16 protein-coding genes are annotated in these 15,687 nt (G+C 61.3%); 4 read left to right on the top strand and 12 right to left on the bottom strand.

Going from position 1 to position 15,687, the window contains the following annotated elements:
- Nucleotides 1-205 precede the first annotated feature (205 nt).
- The 7 genes from nagB to ACGKZZ_RS06670 are packed head-to-tail and all read right to left on the bottom strand — an operon-like array spanning nt 206 to nt 6,165.
- Nucleotides 206-988, bottom strand: a complete 783-nt coding sequence (gene nagB / locus ACGKZZ_RS06700) for a glucosamine-6-phosphate deaminase (protein ID WP_411222713.1) — start codon at nt 986-988, stop codon at nt 206-208.
- Nucleotides 985-1,893 (bottom strand): ROK family protein, encoded by a 909-nt coding sequence (locus ACGKZZ_RS06695; RefSeq protein ID WP_411222712.1) that lies wholly within the window; start codon nt 1,891-1,893, stop codon nt 985-987. The genes nagB and ACGKZZ_RS06695 overlap by 4 nt, the downstream gene beginning before the upstream one ends.
- On the bottom strand, nt 1,893-2,564 hold the full coding sequence (locus ACGKZZ_RS06690) for an N-acetylmannosamine-6-phosphate 2-epimerase (protein ID WP_411222711.1): 672 nt from the start codon (nt 2,562-2,564) through the stop codon (nt 1,893-1,895). Before ACGKZZ_RS06690 ends, ACGKZZ_RS06695 begins: the two co-directional genes overlap by 1 nt.
- 4 nt (nt 2,565-2,568) lie before the next feature.
- Entirely contained in the window at nt 2,569-3,843 is a 1,275-nt protein-coding gene (locus ACGKZZ_RS06685; protein WP_411222710.1) for a TRAP transporter large permease, read from the bottom strand.
- Complete coding sequence (locus ACGKZZ_RS06680; RefSeq protein ID WP_411222709.1) at nt 3,840-4,319, bottom strand: TRAP transporter small permease; 480 nt, start codon at nt 4,317-4,319, stop codon at nt 3,840-3,842. Before ACGKZZ_RS06680 ends, ACGKZZ_RS06685 begins: the two co-directional genes overlap by 4 nt.
- Before the next feature lie 59 nt (nt 4,320-4,378).
- Nucleotides 4,379-5,341: a sialic acid TRAP transporter substrate-binding protein SiaP gene (locus tag ACGKZZ_RS06675; protein WP_411222708.1), complete on the bottom strand. Its 963-nt coding sequence runs from the start codon at nt 5,339-5,341 to the stop codon at nt 4,379-4,381.
- A 47-nt stretch (nt 5,342-5,388) separates the two neighbouring features.
- Entirely contained in the window at nt 5,389-6,165 is a 777-nt protein-coding gene (locus ACGKZZ_RS06670) for an FCD domain-containing protein (RefSeq protein WP_411222707.1), read from the bottom strand.
- A gap of 130 nt (nt 6,166-6,295) precedes the next feature.
- On the opposite strand from ACGKZZ_RS06670, the gene ACGKZZ_RS06665 reads away from it, so the two are divergent.
- The gene (locus ACGKZZ_RS06665) at nt 6,296-7,198 is read left to right on the top strand and encodes a dihydrodipicolinate synthase family protein (RefSeq protein WP_411222705.1); all 903 of its coding nucleotides are present in this window, start codon (nt 6,296-6,298) and stop codon (nt 7,196-7,198) included.
- A 63-nt stretch (nt 7,199-7,261) separates the two neighbouring features.
- Nucleotides 7,262-8,422, top strand: coding sequence for an N-acetylneuraminate epimerase (locus tag ACGKZZ_RS06660; RefSeq protein WP_411222704.1), 1,161 nt, complete (start codon nt 7,262-7,264; stop codon nt 8,420-8,422).
- 117 nt (nt 8,423-8,539) lie between these two features.
- Here the strand turns inward: ACGKZZ_RS06660 and ACGKZZ_RS06655 are convergent, their stop codons facing one another.
- The 5 genes from ACGKZZ_RS06655 to ACGKZZ_RS06635 are packed head-to-tail and all read right to left on the bottom strand — an operon-like array spanning nt 8,540 to nt 13,033.
- Nucleotides 8,540-9,472 carry a 2-hydroxyacid dehydrogenase gene (locus ACGKZZ_RS06655; protein WP_411222702.1) on the bottom strand — a complete coding sequence of 311 codons (933 nt, stop codon included), beginning with the start codon at nt 9,470-9,472 and terminating at the stop codon, nt 8,540-8,542.
- A gap of 25 nt (nt 9,473-9,497) precedes the next feature.
- A complete protein-coding gene (locus tag ACGKZZ_RS06650) occupies nt 9,498-10,175 on the bottom strand; it encodes an RraA family protein (RefSeq protein WP_411222700.1) in 678 nt (225 codons plus the stop codon).
- 12 nt (nt 10,176-10,187) lie between these two features.
- The gene (locus ACGKZZ_RS06645; protein WP_411222699.1) at nt 10,188-11,471 is read right to left on the bottom strand and encodes a TRAP transporter large permease; all 1,284 of its coding nucleotides are present in this window, start codon (nt 11,469-11,471) and stop codon (nt 10,188-10,190) included.
- Between the two features lie 3 nt (nt 11,472-11,474).
- Nucleotides 11,475-12,041 (bottom strand): TRAP transporter small permease, encoded by a 567-nt coding sequence (locus ACGKZZ_RS06640; RefSeq protein WP_411222698.1) that lies wholly within the window; start codon nt 12,039-12,041, stop codon nt 11,475-11,477.
- Nucleotides 12,038-13,033, bottom strand: coding sequence for a TRAP transporter substrate-binding protein (locus ACGKZZ_RS06635; RefSeq protein ID WP_411222697.1), 996 nt, complete (start codon nt 13,031-13,033; stop codon nt 12,038-12,040). Before ACGKZZ_RS06635 ends, ACGKZZ_RS06640 begins: the two co-directional genes overlap by 4 nt.
- 229 nt (nt 13,034-13,262) lie before the next feature.
- On the opposite strand from ACGKZZ_RS06635, the gene ACGKZZ_RS06630 reads away from it, so the two are divergent.
- Both ACGKZZ_RS06630 and ggt read left to right on the top strand, forming a co-directional pair.
- Entirely contained in the window at nt 13,263-13,982 is a 720-nt protein-coding gene (locus ACGKZZ_RS06630; RefSeq protein ID WP_411222696.1) for a GntR family transcriptional regulator, read from the top strand.
- Nucleotides 13,983-13,997: 15 nt separating this feature from the next.
- Nucleotides 13,998-15,683 (top strand): gamma-glutamyltransferase, encoded by a 1,686-nt coding sequence (gene ggt, locus ACGKZZ_RS06625; protein ID WP_411222695.1) that lies wholly within the window; start codon nt 13,998-14,000, stop codon nt 15,681-15,683.
- The last annotated feature ends 4 nt before the right edge of the window (nt 15,684-15,687 follow it).

Here is a 15,687-nt window from a genome sequence, read left to right as displayed (position 1 = left end):
CAGATTTCTCAAGATTTCAGGGATTTTCCTGGCGTCTAGACTCGACCCGAACTGCCAAAACAGCCGATTTAGTTTTCGAGTCATTCCCTCCGCCACTTTGGCCAATCCGACTCAGCACTGACGCAAAGAATGGACCGCGGGCGTGTCGCGGTCGCTCGGCTCAGGTTAACGACGCTGCAAGCCGGAAACGAACCTCAGCCAAAAATCAATCAAAGACGCTATCGCGACCCTGCGGGTGGACGTTTTCGTAGTAATCCGTGAGCGTCAACTGTCCGGCGGCGGCGTCATCGAGAATGATGGTGGCTTTCGCGTGCAATTGCAGTGCCGAGGCGGGGCATGCGGCGCTGAGCGGGCCTTCGACCATGCGGGCGACGGCGTCGGCCTTGGCCTCTCCGGTGGCAAGCAAAAGGCATTTGCGCGACGCGAGGATGGTGGCGACACCCATGGTTATGGCATAGCGCGGCGTTTCTTCGAAGGAGTTGAAATAGCGTTGATTGGCGCGTCTGGTGCTGTCGGTCAGGGTCTTGATGCGCGTGCGCGAGCCGAGGCTGGCAGTCGGTTCGTTGAAGCCGATATGGCCGTTCTGGCCGATCCCGAGAAGTTGCAGGTCAATGCCTCCGGCGTTCTCGATCAAGGCCTCGTATTCAAGCGACGCGGCCTGTGGATCATCGGCGTCGCCCTTGGGCAGATGGGTGCGGGTCCGGTCAATATCGACGCGGTCGAAAAAGGCCTCGCGCATGTAGCTGTGATAGGAACAGGGATGTTCGGGAGCCAAACCGATATATTCATCCAGATTGAAACTGGTCGTGGCGGCGAACGACAGCCCCTCGTCGCGGTGACGCTGCGCAAGTGCCTCGTAGAGCGGCAGCATGGTGCCGCCGGTGGCAAGCCCCAACACCGCATCCGGCTTGTTCCGCACGGTCCGGGCCACGATGTCAGCGGCACGTTGCATGGCGGAGTGTTCGTCGGGAAGGATCAGGACCTTCATGGGTGTTCCTTTCTCAAATGGGCGGCCAGTGCGCCGATCAGCGGCGCGTCATGGCCAAGCTCTGCCGCGACGAGGGTCGGCCGAAAAAGCGCCGGTTCCTCGTCAAGTGCGGAGCGGGTGTGCTCGATATATCCGGGGGCAAGGCCGATGCTGCCGCCCATCGCCACTGTTTCAAGGCCGAGAATGGCGGCAAGATCGCCGATCAGTGCTGCGACGGCTTTGGCTGAATTGGCAACGATGCCTTCAGCCCAATGCTCACCTTGCGCAGCGGCCGCAAAAACTGCCCGCGCGTCCATCCCCGGATGTCCGCCCGCAGCGGCGGCGGCGGCAATTCCGCGCCCGCCGGCTGTGCTCTCGACGGTCGCCATTCGTCCACTGCCGCACGGAAGGCTGGCGAATCTGCTGGTGACAAACCCGACATGCCCGGCCAGACCGTTTGCGCTCGACACCAGTCGTTTGCCCAGAACCAGCCCACCGCCAACGCCCGTGGACACGGTCAGATAGGCAAAGCTGTCGCTGTCACGCCCGGCACCGAACAGCCCTTCGGCGAATGCCGCAGCCGCTGCGTCATTCAGGCATGTGGCGGCGCCAAAGCGGCGATTGAGATATTGTTCCAGCCCGAACCCGAGGATCGCTGGCAGCGTCCCTCGATTGACCGCGTGCCATGCGCCCGAAGCATCCACGCGCCCGGCCACGGCCACGCCCAGCGGTGCGCCGGCCTCGTGACCCAGTTTGACAAGCAGACTGCCGATCGTCGCGATTTGCGCCTCGGGATCGGCGGCGCTGTCTGTCGGTGCGATCAGACGGTCCACGACGGTGCCGTTCTCGATCCGGGCAGCAGCGATCTTGGTGCCGCCCAGATCGGCGGCGAAGCCGGTCAGGGAATTGCGAGACATATCCTGCATCAGACAGCCTTGACCGCGGCCTTGAACCAACCGGTGACATGCTCCAGTCGCGTCAGCGCGGTGCCGACGGTCACGGCATCGGCACCCGACGCCATCGCCAGAGCGGCAAGGTCGGGCGTGTTGACCCGGCCTTCGGCCATGACGAACGCGCCCAGATCATGAAACGCGCGGATCAGATCGGTGTCGACTCCGTCACCGCGCCCGGAGGTCTCTTCGGTGTAGCCCGACAAGGTTGTGCCGAGGATTGCCGCCCCTTCCGCCTGAGCCCGTTTGCCATCCGCCAGTGTCGAGCAATCGGCCATCGCCATCACGCCCGCAGCGCGGATTTCGGCAACAAGTGCCGCGCTTGTTTCGGGGCGGGGCCGGTCGGTTGCATCATAGGCGATGATGTCGGCACCTGCCCTAGCCAGTGCGCGCACGTCGTCGAGATACGGGGTGATCCGCACCGGACTGTCTGCCAGATCGCGTTTCAGGATGGCGACGATCGGCACCGACACTGCGGCTCGCGTGGCTTTCAGATTGGCGACACCCTCGATGCGAAGGCCGTCCGCTCCACCCGCCACGGCGGCGGCAGCCATCGCCGCGACGATATCGGGGCGATCCATCGGCCCATCGTCAACCGGCTGACAGGACACGACAAGACCGCCGCGCAGGGTATCAAGAAGTGTCATGGTATCAGTCCATCAGGCTCGGCAGGCCGGTTGCGAGGATTGGGAAGGCGCATACGAGAAACAGCACGACGAAGGGGGGGATCAGCCAGGGCAGGATCGCCTTCGCCAGCCGCTGATACGGGATACCGCCCACCTGCGCGACCACGAACAACGCCATCCCCATCGGCGGCGTCAGGATCGAGATCATCAGGTTGAGCACGGTGATGATTCCGAAATGCACCGGGTCGATGCCAAAGCCCATCGCGACCGGCACAAGGATCGGCACAACGACCAGAAGAATGACCAGCGCCTCGATGAAACAGCCGAGGAAGAAGATCATGATGTTGACGGCGATCAGGAATGTGACCGGGCTGTCGGCAATTGACAGAAAGAACGTCGCGATCTGCTGGGGCGCCTGCTCGCGCGCCATGATGAAGCTCAGCAGCGCCACACCCGCCACGATGGTGGCGATGGACGCCGAGGTGACGGTGGTTTCGTAGATCGCATCCCACAGACGCTTCAAGGTCAGTTCGCGATAGAAGATGAGGTCGATCAGGATGGCATAGAGCACGGTCACGGCGGCCGCTTCCGTGGGCGAGAACAGGCCGGAGAAGATGCCGCCGACGATCACGACCGGAGTCATGAGCGCTGGCAGGGATTTGACGAACAGCGTTCCGATCTCGCCGCCGCTGCGGCGCGGGTCGCGCGGATAGTCGCGTTTGCGGGCGATGAACCACACCATCACCATCAGCGCCGCGGCGCACAGGAAACCCGGTATGATGCCGCCAAGAAACAGCTTGCCGATCGAAACGTTGGCGATGACGCCATAAAGAACCATCGTGATCGAGGGCGGCACCAGAGGGCCGATCATCGACGATGCGGCGGTGACGGCACCGGCGAAATCGTCGTCATATCCGGCCTCGCGCATCGCCTCAATCTCCATCTTGCCCAGACCGCCGGCATCAGCCAGCGCAGAGCCGGACATGCCGGAGAAAAACAGCGACGCCAGAACGTTGACGTGCCCCAGGCCGCCGGTGATGTGGCCGACAAGGCTGCGGGCAAAACCGAACAGGTGGTTCGTGATCCCGGCAGAGTTCAACACGCCAGCGGCCAGAATGAACAATGGCACGGCCAGCAACGGGAAGCTGTTCAGCCCGTCGATCATCCGCTGCATGGCGAAACTGATCCCCATGCCGGTGTAATAGAAATATCCCATGGACACGAAGATCATGGCAATCCCGATCGGCACGCCGATCAGGACAAAGACGAGCCATAGAATGCCAACAGTAGCGAGGATCATAGCGACGGCTCCCGCGAGACCGAAACGTCGCGGCGGCCCATCAGGCGGCGAATGATCCGGTGAATGATGAGAAGGGCAGCGACGAAACCCGATGCGTAAAGAAGCGCATCCGTGGTCGGCAGGGTGACGGTGACATTGCCGGATGTGCGCAGGACGGTCTTGTACCCGATCCATGCCAGGTGACCCATGATGCCCAGATAAACGAGATCGATGATCGTATAGAGCACACGGCGCGCACCGACGGGAAGCAGATCGGCAAGAAATGCCATCTTCAGCTGGCTGTCCTGCCGTTCAACCTCGGCGATGCCGATGAAGGCCATCCAGACCCAAAGCCAGCGCGCCGCCTCTTCGCTCCAGACGGGGCCACGGAACAATGGCGTGCGCCCGAACACCTGAACAAGCACGACGCCGATCAGGACAATAAAGAACACCGATGCAACGATGCCCTCGACACTGTATTTCTGCGGCTTCTTCATCGCGGCCTCCTAACGGACGGACTGTCCCCGCGGGCGGTGGGCATCCGCGGGGCATGGGCTTATTTGCCGCGCACGCGGGCGATGGCACCTTCGCCGAACTGCTCTTCGAGCGTATCGTAATAGGGCTGCATCGCGTCGCGGAAGGGCGCAAGATCAGGGCGGGTGATGGTCAGACCGCGCTCCTCAAAGGTTGCGATCAGGTCTTCCTCGGCCTGTTTGGTCAGGGAGTCGTTGGTCTCGCCACCGGCTTCGACCGCTTCGTTGATCCAGCCCTTTTCTTCATCGCTCAGGCTGTTCCAGAGGTCATTGGAGATCTGTACGGCCGCCGACGCGATGAAGTGGTTGGTCATCGCAACATGGCTTTGCACTTCGTAGAACTTCATCGCCTCGATCGTGGGCAACGGGTTTTCCTCGGCATCGACCTGATTGGTCTGCAACGCGAGATACACTTCGGCAAAGGCCACCGGAGCGGGTGTCGCGCCTACGTTTTCGGCATAGGCGATCAGGAAGGGCACGTTCGGCGTGCGCAGGCGCAGGCCTTCCATATCTTCGATCGATTCAATCGCCCGGTTCGATGTGGTCTGGCGCGTGCCGTAATACCAGACATCCAGAAGCTTGACGCCCTTCTCCTCGAACTTGGCTGACATCTCCTGACCCCAGTCACCGGCGATGATGTCCTGCAGGTGATCGAAATCATCGGCCACATATGGCGCGCCGATCAGGTTCAGTTCGGGGATGATGTAGCTCATGTCGGGATAGCCGGTGATCACCATATCCAGCTCGCCCGCCTGAAGCTGCGCGACCATCGCCTTGAAATCACCCAAGGTCGAGGACGGGAACAGGTTCACCGTCAGTTCGCCACCCGACAATTCCTCGACCTTGCTGGCAAACTCCTGAGCGCCCTTGTAGACGTTTGACGCTTCATTGTCCTGCAAGCCGAATGTCAGTTCGCGTTCGGCCAAAGCCGGAGCGGCCAGTGCCAGAGACGCCGCGCAGGCGAGTAGAGTGGTCTTGAGTTTCATCGTATCCTCCTTGATTTTCGATGAACGGCGGATTGGCCCGCCTTGTGTCAGTGTGTCGTTCGTGAAGTGCTGTCGGGCGTCAGTTCCGGTGCCTTGAGGCGGGCGCGATAGGATCGGGCCAGATGGCGGTCCATGACATCGGTTGCCGCCACCACGTCGCCATCCAGAATCGCCTGATAGATCTCGCGATGCTCATCATACGCGATCCGGTCGTAGCGCGTTGCATCCTTTGTCGGAGGGCGGTGCGCGATCATCGAACTGACGAACATGTCGTGCAATGTCAGGATGACCGGATTGCCGACAACGGACACCAGTGCTCGGTGGAACGCGATGTCGGTTGGCGCGAAATCTGTGGTGCCGATGGCCTGGAAATTCTGCTCGAGCGCGGTCTGAAGCTTTGCCAGTTGGATATTGTCGGCCCGCTTCGCGGCTTCGCGCGCGGCTCCGGTTTCGATGAACTGCCGCATCTGTTCCAAATGTGCGCCGCTTTCAGCATCTCCCAGAACTTCGCGAATCAGATCGCCGGTTCCTTTCAGAACGGTCGCAATCGAGGGAAGGGTCGCGCGCGGCCGCTTGCCTGCGCCTGCGGTCGCGTAGCCGCGCATCTGCAATTGAGCCAACGCCTCTCGGACCGTCGGTCGCGATGCCGAGAACCGCTCGCACAGATCACGCTCGGTCGGCAGAGGGGATTCCGGCGGAAACGTACCGCGACGGATCTCTGCGATCAGCGTCTCCGCGATCACGTCTGGCGTGCGTCGCGGCGTGTGTGGATTCTCGGTTCCGGTGTCCAAAACGACGTCCTCCTGTCGGTTTGGTATTACCATATAATTTTCTTGTCAAACTAAAAATCAAGGTTTATGACCATTCAGAACATTGGAGCTGTAATCCTGTCTGGCCAGGCCCGTATAGCCACCTGCTCCGATGGCACCGCAGAGCAAAAGGTAGACTCCGACGATGACCGAACGATTGACTGGCATGTATGCCGCGCTGATGACTGGACTGAACGACGCCGGAGACTTCGACGAAGCGCGGCAACGCAGCCTGACCGACTATGTTCTGAACCAGGGGCTTGATGGGCTTTATGTTGGCGGAAGCAGCGGTGAATCCGGGCTCTTGGGTGTTGACGAACTCGCAACACAGCAGGGCATCGTCGCCGATTGTGCGAAAGGACGCGACGCAACGCTGATCGCGCATGTCGGCATGCCGAACCTGCGCGACTCAATTCGTCTTGCCGAACAGGCCTCCGAGCTTGGCTATCACGGCCTGTCCGCCCTGCCCCCGCACTCCTATCCGTTCAGCGACGCCGAGATCGAAGGTTACTACCGCGATCTGGCCGCTGCCACCGACCTGCCGCTGATCGTCTATGAAGTGCCGATCCGCACCGGTCGCCCGATCCCTTTGGAGTCGCTTGAGCGTATTCTCGACCTGCCGAATGTGTCGGGGATCAAGTTCACATCGACCGATTTGTTCAAGTTCTCGATGCTGCGCCGCCGCCGTCCTGATGTCAGCTATTTCTTCGGTTTTGACGAGATTTACCTGACCGGCGGAGTGTTGGGCGCTGATGGCGGCATCGGCACGACCTATAACATTCTGGGCAAGCTTTATGTCGCTTTGGACAAGGCCTTGCGTGCCGGTGATCTGGCGCGCGCCCAAGAGTTGCAGGACGCATCGCAAATTTTCGTCGAAGCGCTTCTGGAAACCGGCGTTCTGCCCGGGATGAAGGCCGCGTTACGCGTTCTTGGCATCGACTGCGGTCCGACCCGCGCACCGATGGCGTTGCGCATGTCGAACGATAAGGCAGAGGCGCATATGCGCGCTGTCTTGGACCGGTCCGAGATCAAGCCCTGGCTCGTCTGAGACGATCCTTGACCAAACCGGAAAACCGGCAACGAGAATATTACTTCAGGAGGAGAATACTCAATGACACTACGCACACAAATACTCGGTGGAGCGGGCGCATTTGCCCTTCTTGCAACAGCAGGAACTGCCATGGCCGAGGAATGGCCTGACCTGCCTGTCGGCGTGAAGAACGGCATCGCAGAACGCATCGGCGACCGGCTGATCGTCGGTCTGGGCAGCGCCGGCACGCAGGTCTTTGCGCTGGATCTGAATGACACCGCTGCCGGTTGGACAGAACTTGCCGAATTCAATGGCCCCGCACCCTCACAACCCGCGGCCACGGTCGTCGACGGTGCACTGTACGTGTTCAGCGGGTCCGGCAACGCGACCGAAGACGCGACATCGCCGATCATCTTCGAAACCGTCAGCCGTTATGACGCCGACGCGAACACATGGGAAACCATCGACACCACCACGCCCGCCGGCCTCTTGGGCGCAAGCGCCGTGGCTCTTGACGGTGGCCGCATTGCCATCTTCGGCGGATACAACAAGGAGCTGTTCGACACGTATCTTGCCGACGTTCTGGCCATCGACAAGGACGCTGATCCCGATGGCTGGAACACCGTCGTGAACAACTACATGGGTATGAAACCGGAAGACTACCGCTGGAACGATCTGGTGCTCACCTACGAACCCGCCACGAATACGTGGGGCGATCTCGGCTCTGATCCCGCGCTTCCGAACACCGGCTCGGCAGTGGTCGAGACAGACCCGGGCACCTTCCTGATCATCAACGGCGAAATCAAGCCGGGGCTGCGCACCGATGCGGTCAGATCGGTCAGCATCGGATCAGATTCGGCGGAATGGTCCGACGTGTCTCCGTTGCCGGCGGCGGACGGCAGCGATGTGCAGGAAGGTCTTGCCGGGGCCTATGCCGGACTGTCGAACGGCGGCGTTCTGGTCGCCGGCGGCGCGAACTTTCAGGGCGCGCGCGCCAACGCCGATTCAGGCAATTGGTACGCCCATGACGGCCTCGCCAAGCATTGGGCATCCGAGGTCTTCGCGCTTCGGGACAATGCATGGACGCAGGTCGGCGAGTTGCCCGCAGGGTTGGCCTATGGCGGCTCCTTCACGGTGGATGACGGCGTTCTCGTGGTCGGCGGAGAAGATGCCGACAAGACCGCGCGCACGGACGTCTTCCTGATGCAATGGGACGGCGAACAGTTTGCCATTGTGGACTGACATGAACCAACAGCCGGCGCGTTTCTTCTGCGCCGGCTGAAACATCTTCGCACATCCGATAACCGTTCAGCGATCTCAACCGAGCCGAGATCGGACCTGGCTCGTCTGAGCCCGGTGCTAATACCCCCGTGCAGCGTCCGCGACATCGGGGCAGGTTCCTGTCGCGTCAAAGATCTTGAGGTTTTCGGCAATCAGCCGCCCGCCGGTTTCGGCGTCGATGCGGGACGAGATGTGCGGCGTGACAGTGATCGCCGGATGATCCCAGAACGTGTGGCTTGGGGGCAGTGGTTCCTGATGGAACACATCCAGCGTGGCCTGCTTGACATGGCCACTTTCCAAGGCTGCGAGCAGATCATCGTCGACCAGATGCTGACCGCGTGCGCAATTGATGACGCAGGCGTCCTTGGGCAGTTTTGCAAATAGCTCGGCGTTGAGAATGCCACGTGTGGCCGGTGTAAGCGGCAGCAGGTTCACGAGAATCTCGCACCCGTCCAGAAATTCGTCGAGCTCTGAATCGCCGGTAAAAGTCTCAACCCCGTCGATGGACTTCGGCGATTTCGACCAGCCGCGGACCGAAAAGCCGATCTGTGCCAGCACCCGCGCCGATGCGGCACCCAGATTGCCCAAGCCCATCACACCGACCGTCCGTCTTGGCGCGACCGGCACCACGATGGAATGCCAGTCTTTCTCGGCCTGCGCCTGCAATTGGCGCGGCATGTCGCGGTGATGACGCAGCACATGAAGCGCGACGTATTCCTGCATCCGCTGGGTCAGATCCTTGCCCACCGTGCGGATGATCGGCACGCCTTGAGGCAATTCAGGGTCGGCCAGCACATGGTCGATGCCCGCCCCCACAGAAACGATCGCCTTGAGATTTTCAAACTTGGCGATGTCCCCTGTCCGGGGCTGCCAGACAACCGCGTAGTCGACGGTCGCGGGATCGGTGACCGAGGCCATTGAGGTGATGTCCCAGTCCGGCAGCAGGCCTTGCATCAATGTCACCCACCAGTCGGTGTTGCTTTGCGAGGGAAGATAGATTGCTACGGTCACGGGTGGTTCCTTTGGAGTTTCTTCATCATTTCTGGCTGCGCGCCTGTACCATTGCGGATGCGCCCGACATTTCGCCAAGATAGGTACCGTCCGAGATTTTGGCCTCGTTGATCCGGCCTTTCTCGGTCTTTTCCTCGCCCAATGCCAGCACCTCGTCGAGATCCTCGGGCGCGATGAACAGCACGCCGGACTCGTCGGCGAGTACCGCATAGCCGGGTAGAACCGCCGCGCCGCCGATGCTGACGGGCACGTTGAAGCCGCCACCGGTGTCATAAAGCCGTGTCGTCACCGGAGACGGGCCGCGCGACCACATGGGAAAGTCCTGCTCAATGACTTCTGCGGTGTCGGTGTGGGGGCCGTCGACACAGGCACCAGACAGCTTCATCAGCGACGCCATCCGCGTCACGCCGCCGCCCCAGCAGGCGTATTTGGTGTCGCCCAGACGGTCGACCGCCATGAAATAACCCGGCCCAACGTCGCTAAGGCAGTGATGCAGCAGGGTGCTGTCCAGCCCCGGAATTGCCAGTGTCGTCACGGTCGCGGCCACCACTTTGCCCGGCAGGACCGGCTGGATTGCCGGAGCGGCGAAACCGTAGTGATAGAAATGTCCGATCGTGGCCGTCTCGAGCTTGGCCAGCCGGTCCAGTTTGTCCTGCGGCAGCTTGGGCGGCATTGGGTTCAGTTTGTAAACGAGATTGCTCATAGTGTGTCCTTGTCAATCGGTTCCAAGAATAAGGTCGGGAAGAAAGGTTGTGACTTGCGGCACGTAGGTGAGGAGAACCAGCACAGCGAGCAGCGGCACCAGCATCGGCAACACGGCCATCGTGACTTTTTCAAACCGCACGCGGCCCACTTCGGCGACGATGTAGAGGCCGATGCCCATCGGAGGTGTCGCGATGCCGATCAGCAGGCCAAGCTGGATGATGATGCCGAAATGCACGCGGTCGATGCCGTAGGCGTCGATCACCGGCAACAGTGTCGGCACGAGGATCAGCTTGGCCGGAACGCCTTCGACCACGCAACCGACGATGATGATAAAGACCAGAAGAAGCGCCAGAAAGACATTCTTGTTTTCGGTCAGTGCAAATGTCGCCTCGGCCATCTTCTGTGGCGTCTGGTCAATCGCCAGAAGCCATCCCATCGCGATGGAAAAGGCGATGATGATCATGATTACCGACGTCATCATGGCACTGTCGGTGAGCGCCTGAAAGAATTTCCTGACAGTCAGTTCGCGGTACCAGATGCCAAGTCCGATGCAGTAGATGCAAGCCAGCACGCCCGCCTCTGTCGCGGTCACAAAGCCGAACAGGATCGAGCCGAGGATGATCGCCGGTGCGAGAAGGGCCAGAAACCCGTGCTTGGCGGTGCCGGCCACTTCGCGCACGGTCGCGCGCGGTTGGGTCGGAAAATCGCGAAACTGCGCCACGACGCGGACATACACCATCAGCGCGAAGCCGACGACGACCCCCGGAACCAGCCCCGCAAGAAACATCCGTTCGATGGATTGCTGCGCGAGAAACGCATAGATGACCAGTCCGATGGAGGGCGGGATCAGCGGGCCGATGACCGAGGATGCTACCGTGATCGCGGCCGCAAAGTCGGGCTTGTAGCCGCGTTCGCGCATCGCCTTGATCTCGATCGCGCCTAGCCCGGCGCAATCGGCGACCGCCGCGCCGGAAATCCCGGCAAAGATCATGGAACTCAGGATATTGACCTGCGCCAGACCCGCACGAAGGTGGCCGACCAGGGCGTTGGCGAAGGCAAAGATGCGTTCGGTCACGCCGGTCACGTTCATCAGGTTGCCCGCCATGATGAAGAACGGCACGGCGGTGAGCGACGCCTTGTTCACCCCCTCCAGCATATGTTGCGGAATGATCTGCAGGAAGGTCGAGAAATCAGAGGTCAGGAAGGTCAGGAGCGCGGCGACACCGATGGCGATGGAAATCGGCACCCGAAGCAGGATCAGCGCCATGAAGCTGCCGAAAAGGATATACGCCATTGTTCAGGCCTCTGGATGATGTTCGGTGATGTTTTCAGGCAGCCCGACGATCATCTTGCCCAGATCGACAAGCGCCGTCAGGACGATGAGCGCCGACGAGATGAACAGCGGGATCGACAGGGCCTGGCGGAACAATTCCTCGCCGCCGGGCAGGATCGCACCATCCACAAAGCCGCGTGACGTGGCGATGACGGTGGGCATCTGCCACAGCAGCACGGAGCAGATCGCCAATGCCGAAAGGTCCGAAACGACGCGCGTGATCGGATAGCCAAAGCGCCCCATGTGATTGGCGACAAAGTCGATCCGCACGTCCTTGAGACGAACGAAAATCGCGAAGAACCCGAAGAACGACAGCCAGACGAAAAACACCATCGTCCAGGGCCAGATCCAATAAGCCGAGAAGCCCAGCGGCCGACCGATGATCGTCACGGCGGTCAGCACCAGCATCACCAACAGACAAATGTTGCAGATCCACTGGAACACGCCGCCGAGGTTCCAGGTGAACCGGTCGGCGGCAAGAAGGGCGCCCTGCAGGGCACCCTTGGGTTCGATATCGCGAAAGGCGATCATTTCGAGCGGGTCGCTTCGACGGCCTCGAGGTAGCCCTCGGGCAATTCACCATCCGCCGCCAGCCCTTCATAGAAGCTTTGCATCTTTTCGATGAACGGACCGGTGTCGATCTCCTGATAGGTGGCACCTGCATCGACCATTGACTTGATGCTGGATTCGGCAACGTCGCCCATGATCTCCTGCGAATAGGTCCCTGCCTCTTCATAGGCGCGCAACAGACCTTCGCGGGTGTCCTCGTCAAGCGCGTCATACGCGTCGAGGTTCATCATGAAGCCAACAGACTGCCAATATTCGTTGTGACGCGAAATATAGGGGGCAACTTCGTTGAAGCGCATCGATTCCACCAGTGCGATGGGCGAATTCACCGCCTGCACGATGTCTTTCTGGATCGATTGGTAAACTTCCGTCCACGGCAGGGTGATGACTTCCGCGCCAAGATGGCTCCAGATCGCAATGGCGAGCTTTTCCGGGTGCATCCGCATTTTCAGACCCTGCACGTCCTCCAGCGTTTCGACCGGTTTGTTGGACACCATCACCCGGAACGGGCCGCGCAGGATCGCCGTCGGATTGCCAAGCGGCCCGACGCCGGATTCAGCCGCCGCCTTGTCGAACCAGCTTTTGACGAGATCGGTCTCCATGAACCGGACCCAGTGGTCGTAATCATCAAAGACGAAAGCCGGTGTCATCCATGACACTTCGGGCGCCCATTTGCGCATGTAGGAATAGCCCTCGGCGTAAATATTGACGATGCCCGCCTGCAACTGTTCCAGCACGGCGTCTTCCTTGCCAAGCTGCTCGTTCGGGTAAACGTCGATTTTCAATTCACCGTCGGTGTATTCTTCGGTCAACTCCGCAAACCGTTGGAATACCTTTCCTTCGGGGCTGTCGACCGGCATTTTGGTTGCCATGCGCCAGGTCGTCTCGGCGCTGGCCATACCGCCCATGCCAAGCGCGACCGCCGCAGCAAGGGAAAACTTGATAACTTTGTTCATTCTGGTGTCCTCCGAATGTTGGTGATGCGCCCGGTTTTCCGGGTCTGATTGTTCGTGCGTGGATCAGCGGACAAAAACAGCTAGTTTGCCCCGAACCGGTGCGATTTTTGCGAGGCACACCCCGAAAAACTTGTGTTGGTCAGAATGTGCACACCATGTATACAAGAGGAGGACGCGCTTTGAGTCCAGAGAAATTTTCACCCGTGCCTGTGGCAGAGCGAGTTGCGCCATGACCCAATCCGACACGACACTGAACGCTGACGGTTCTCCACCGGCCCATCGGAGAGCTGAGTCGAAGGGATTGTCGGCACGCCAGCGCGCCTATGACGGGCTGCGCAAGGGGATCTTGAGCGGCGATTTCCCGCCCGGCGAATTCATCGAAGAAGCGATGGCGACGAAGGCCACAGGCGTGTCGCGCACGCCGGTGCGCGAGGCTCTCAGTCGTCTTGCGGCCGAAGGGTTTCTTGTCTTGCATCCGCGCCGTGGCGCGATGGTCAAGCCGATCTCGACCAACGAATTGTTCGACCTTTACGATGTGCGCCTGATGGTCGAAAGCCATGCCGTGAGTCGCATCTGTCGGGAAAAAGCCCCTATTCCCCAACTTCTCTTTGATCTGTGCGACAAACACGCGACGATCGCCGAGGATGATTTTCTGGCGTTTGCCGATCTCAACCACCGGTTCCACGAAACGATTGTCAGAACCGCGGGGAACGCGGTGCTCAATCAGGTGTTCGAAAATCTGCGGGCCAACCTGACCCGTGTGGCCATGCTCTCGTTTCAGTTGGGCGTGCCCAAGCAGCGCGAAGGCACCATGCACCGCGCGCTTGCCGATGCATTGGCCGCACATGATGAAAGCCGGGCGCTGGAGATCACCAAGGAACACCTTGGCTCCATGCCGCGGGTCGTGGCCGCCCTGGCCGATGCCGGACCATCAAGATCGGGCTTCTAGAGAAAGGAAACGTCCATGTCCCAGCTCCCTTTCAGCTGCGAAAAAACCCCGGCGCTTGGATCGGGCGGGATGGTCGTGACGAACCATCCCCTTGGAACCGCGGCGGGTTACGAAATCCTAGCCGCAGGGGGTACGGCGGTGGATGCGGCCGTCGGGGCGATGCTGGCGCTGTGCGTGGTGGAGCCGATGATGGTGGGAATCGCGGGCGGTGGTCTGGCGCATATTCGCCTGTCCGATGGCACGCACACGGTGATCGACGGATTGGCCCACGCCGCCGCCAGCACCACGCCCGACATCTACGATCCGGTCTCCGACACTCCGCCCAACCACATGGAAACGCGCAACCGTCGCTCTGCGCTCGGGGCGTCTGCGGTTGCCGTGCCGGGAAATCTGGCGGCGTGGTGCGAGATGCACGACCGCTGGGGAAAGCTGCCGTTTGCCGATGTCATCGAACCCGCGATCCGTCTTGCCGAACGCGGGTTCATCGTCACACCCTATCTGGAGGGGGCCATCACCGAAGGCGCCGAGGATCTGGCGCTTGATCGCGCCATTTCCGACCTGTTCCTGCCCGGCGGTGCGCCCTGCCCGGCTGGCAGCCGTCTGGTTCAGGGCGACTTTGCGCAATCGCTGCGCCTGATCGCGCAAGAGGGCGCGGCGGCGCTGCATGGCGGCGCGCTGGGTGCCGCCATGGCCGAGCGGATCGCCACCGGCGGTGACGATGCCGGATGGGTCACGCAAGACGATCTGGCCAGATACAAGACGCGCGAACGCTCTGTAATCCACGGCACGTATCGCAGCTTTGACATCATCGGCCCACCGCCGCCCGCATCCTCCGGCGTGCATATCGCACAAATGCTCAACCTACTGGAGCCGCATGATGTGGCGCGACTTGGCTTTGGGTCGGCAGACGGGCTGCACCTGCTGGCCGAGGTCTTGCGCATCGGGTTCGAGGACCGGCGCGCCGCCAGCGGCGATCCGGACTTTATCGACGTGCCAGTCGAAAAGCTGATCTCCAAAGCCTATGCCGAGCAATCGCAGTCCCGGCTGCGCGATGTGGCGGCCCCCACACCGGTGAGGGGCGGATACGAAAGCCACGACACAACCCATATCACCGTCGCTGATGGCGAGGGCAATGTCGTATCGGCCACGCATACCATCAACGGCCTGTTCGGCGCGCGCTTTGTCGTGCCCGGCACCGGGATCATTCCCAACAATTACATGATGAACTTTGATCCCCACCCCGGCCGCGCCCTGTCGGTTGCGCCGGGCAAAAGGGTGCCGACGTCCATGGCACCGATGATGATCCTGAAGAACGGCGCCTTACGCTGGGCGCTTGGCCTGCCCGGAGGGTTGCGGATTTTCCCGTCGGCATTCCAGACCATCGTCAACCTGATCGACCACGGCATGACCCTGCAACAGGCGATCGAGGCACCCCGCATCTGGACCGAAGGCCACGATCTTGAAATCGAGAAGCCACTTGAGCCGCAGGCCGACGCGCTGCGCGCACGCGGTCACTCCGTCCGCGTGATGCCTCATGTCGGCGGCGGCATGAACGCGATTGCCAGACATCCCGACGGCACGATGGAAGGAGCCGCCTGCTGGCGCGCCGATGGCACCGTTGCGGCGCTGGGTGGCGGTCGCGCGCGCCCCGGTGTCCGGTTTTGGCCCGACCGCGCCCCGGAGGATACCAAACCGGGCTGATCGG

It is taken from the genome of Marivita sp. S2033, from assembly GCF_046592965.1.
Classification (GTDB): Bacteria; Pseudomonadota; Alphaproteobacteria; order Rhodobacterales; family Rhodobacteraceae; genus Marivita.
The sequence above is the reverse complement of the archived record's forward strand: the minus strand, read 5'-3'. Positions and strand labels throughout refer to the sequence as shown.

Excerpts from the sequence above, each read along its gene's own strand:
- nagB (WP_411222713.1), bottom strand. The coding sequence starts at position 988 with ATGAAGGTCCTGATCCTTCCCGACGAACACTCCGCCATGCAACGTGCC.
- ACGKZZ_RS06695 (WP_411222712.1), bottom strand. The coding sequence starts at position 1,893 with ATGCAGGATATGTCTCGCAATTCCCTGACCGGCTTCGCCGCCGATCTG.
- ACGKZZ_RS06690 (WP_411222711.1), bottom strand. The coding sequence starts at position 2,564 with ATGACACTTCTTGATACCCTGCGCGGCGGTCTTGTCGTGTCCTGTCAG.
- ACGKZZ_RS06685 (WP_411222710.1), bottom strand. The coding sequence starts at position 3,843 with ATGATCCTCGCTACTGTTGGCATTCTATGGCTCGTCTTTGTCCTGATC.
- ACGKZZ_RS06680 (WP_411222709.1), bottom strand. The coding sequence starts at position 4,319 with ATGAAGAAGCCGCAGAAATACAGTGTCGAGGGCATCGTTGCATCGGTG.
- ACGKZZ_RS06675 (WP_411222708.1), bottom strand. The coding sequence starts at position 5,341 with ATGAAACTCAAGACCACTCTACTCGCCTGCGCGGCGTCTCTGGCACTG.
- ACGKZZ_RS06670 (WP_411222707.1), bottom strand. The coding sequence starts at position 6,165 with ATGGTAATACCAAACCGACAGGAGGACGTCGTTTTGGACACCGGAACC.
- ACGKZZ_RS06665 (WP_411222705.1), top strand. The coding sequence starts at position 6,296 with ATGACCGAACGATTGACTGGCATGTATGCCGCGCTGATGACTGGACTG.
- ACGKZZ_RS06660 (WP_411222704.1), top strand. The coding sequence starts at position 7,262 with ATGACACTACGCACACAAATACTCGGTGGAGCGGGCGCATTTGCCCTT.
- ACGKZZ_RS06650 (WP_411222700.1), bottom strand. The coding sequence starts at position 10,175 with ATGAGCAATCTCGTTTACAAACTGAACCCAATGCCGCCCAAGCTGCCG.
- ACGKZZ_RS06645 (WP_411222699.1), bottom strand. The coding sequence starts at position 11,471 with ATGGCGTATATCCTTTTCGGCAGCTTCATGGCGCTGATCCTGCTTCGG.
- ACGKZZ_RS06640 (WP_411222698.1), bottom strand. The coding sequence starts at position 12,041 with ATGATCGCCTTTCGCGATATCGAACCCAAGGGTGCCCTGCAGGGCGCC.
- ACGKZZ_RS06635 (WP_411222697.1), bottom strand. The coding sequence starts at position 13,033 with ATGAACAAAGTTATCAAGTTTTCCCTTGCTGCGGCGGTCGCGCTTGGC.
- ACGKZZ_RS06630 (WP_411222696.1), top strand. The coding sequence starts at position 13,263 with ATGACCCAATCCGACACGACACTGAACGCTGACGGTTCTCCACCGGCC.
- ggt (WP_411222695.1), top strand. The coding sequence starts at position 13,998 with ATGTCCCAGCTCCCTTTCAGCTGCGAAAAAACCCCGGCGCTTGGATCG.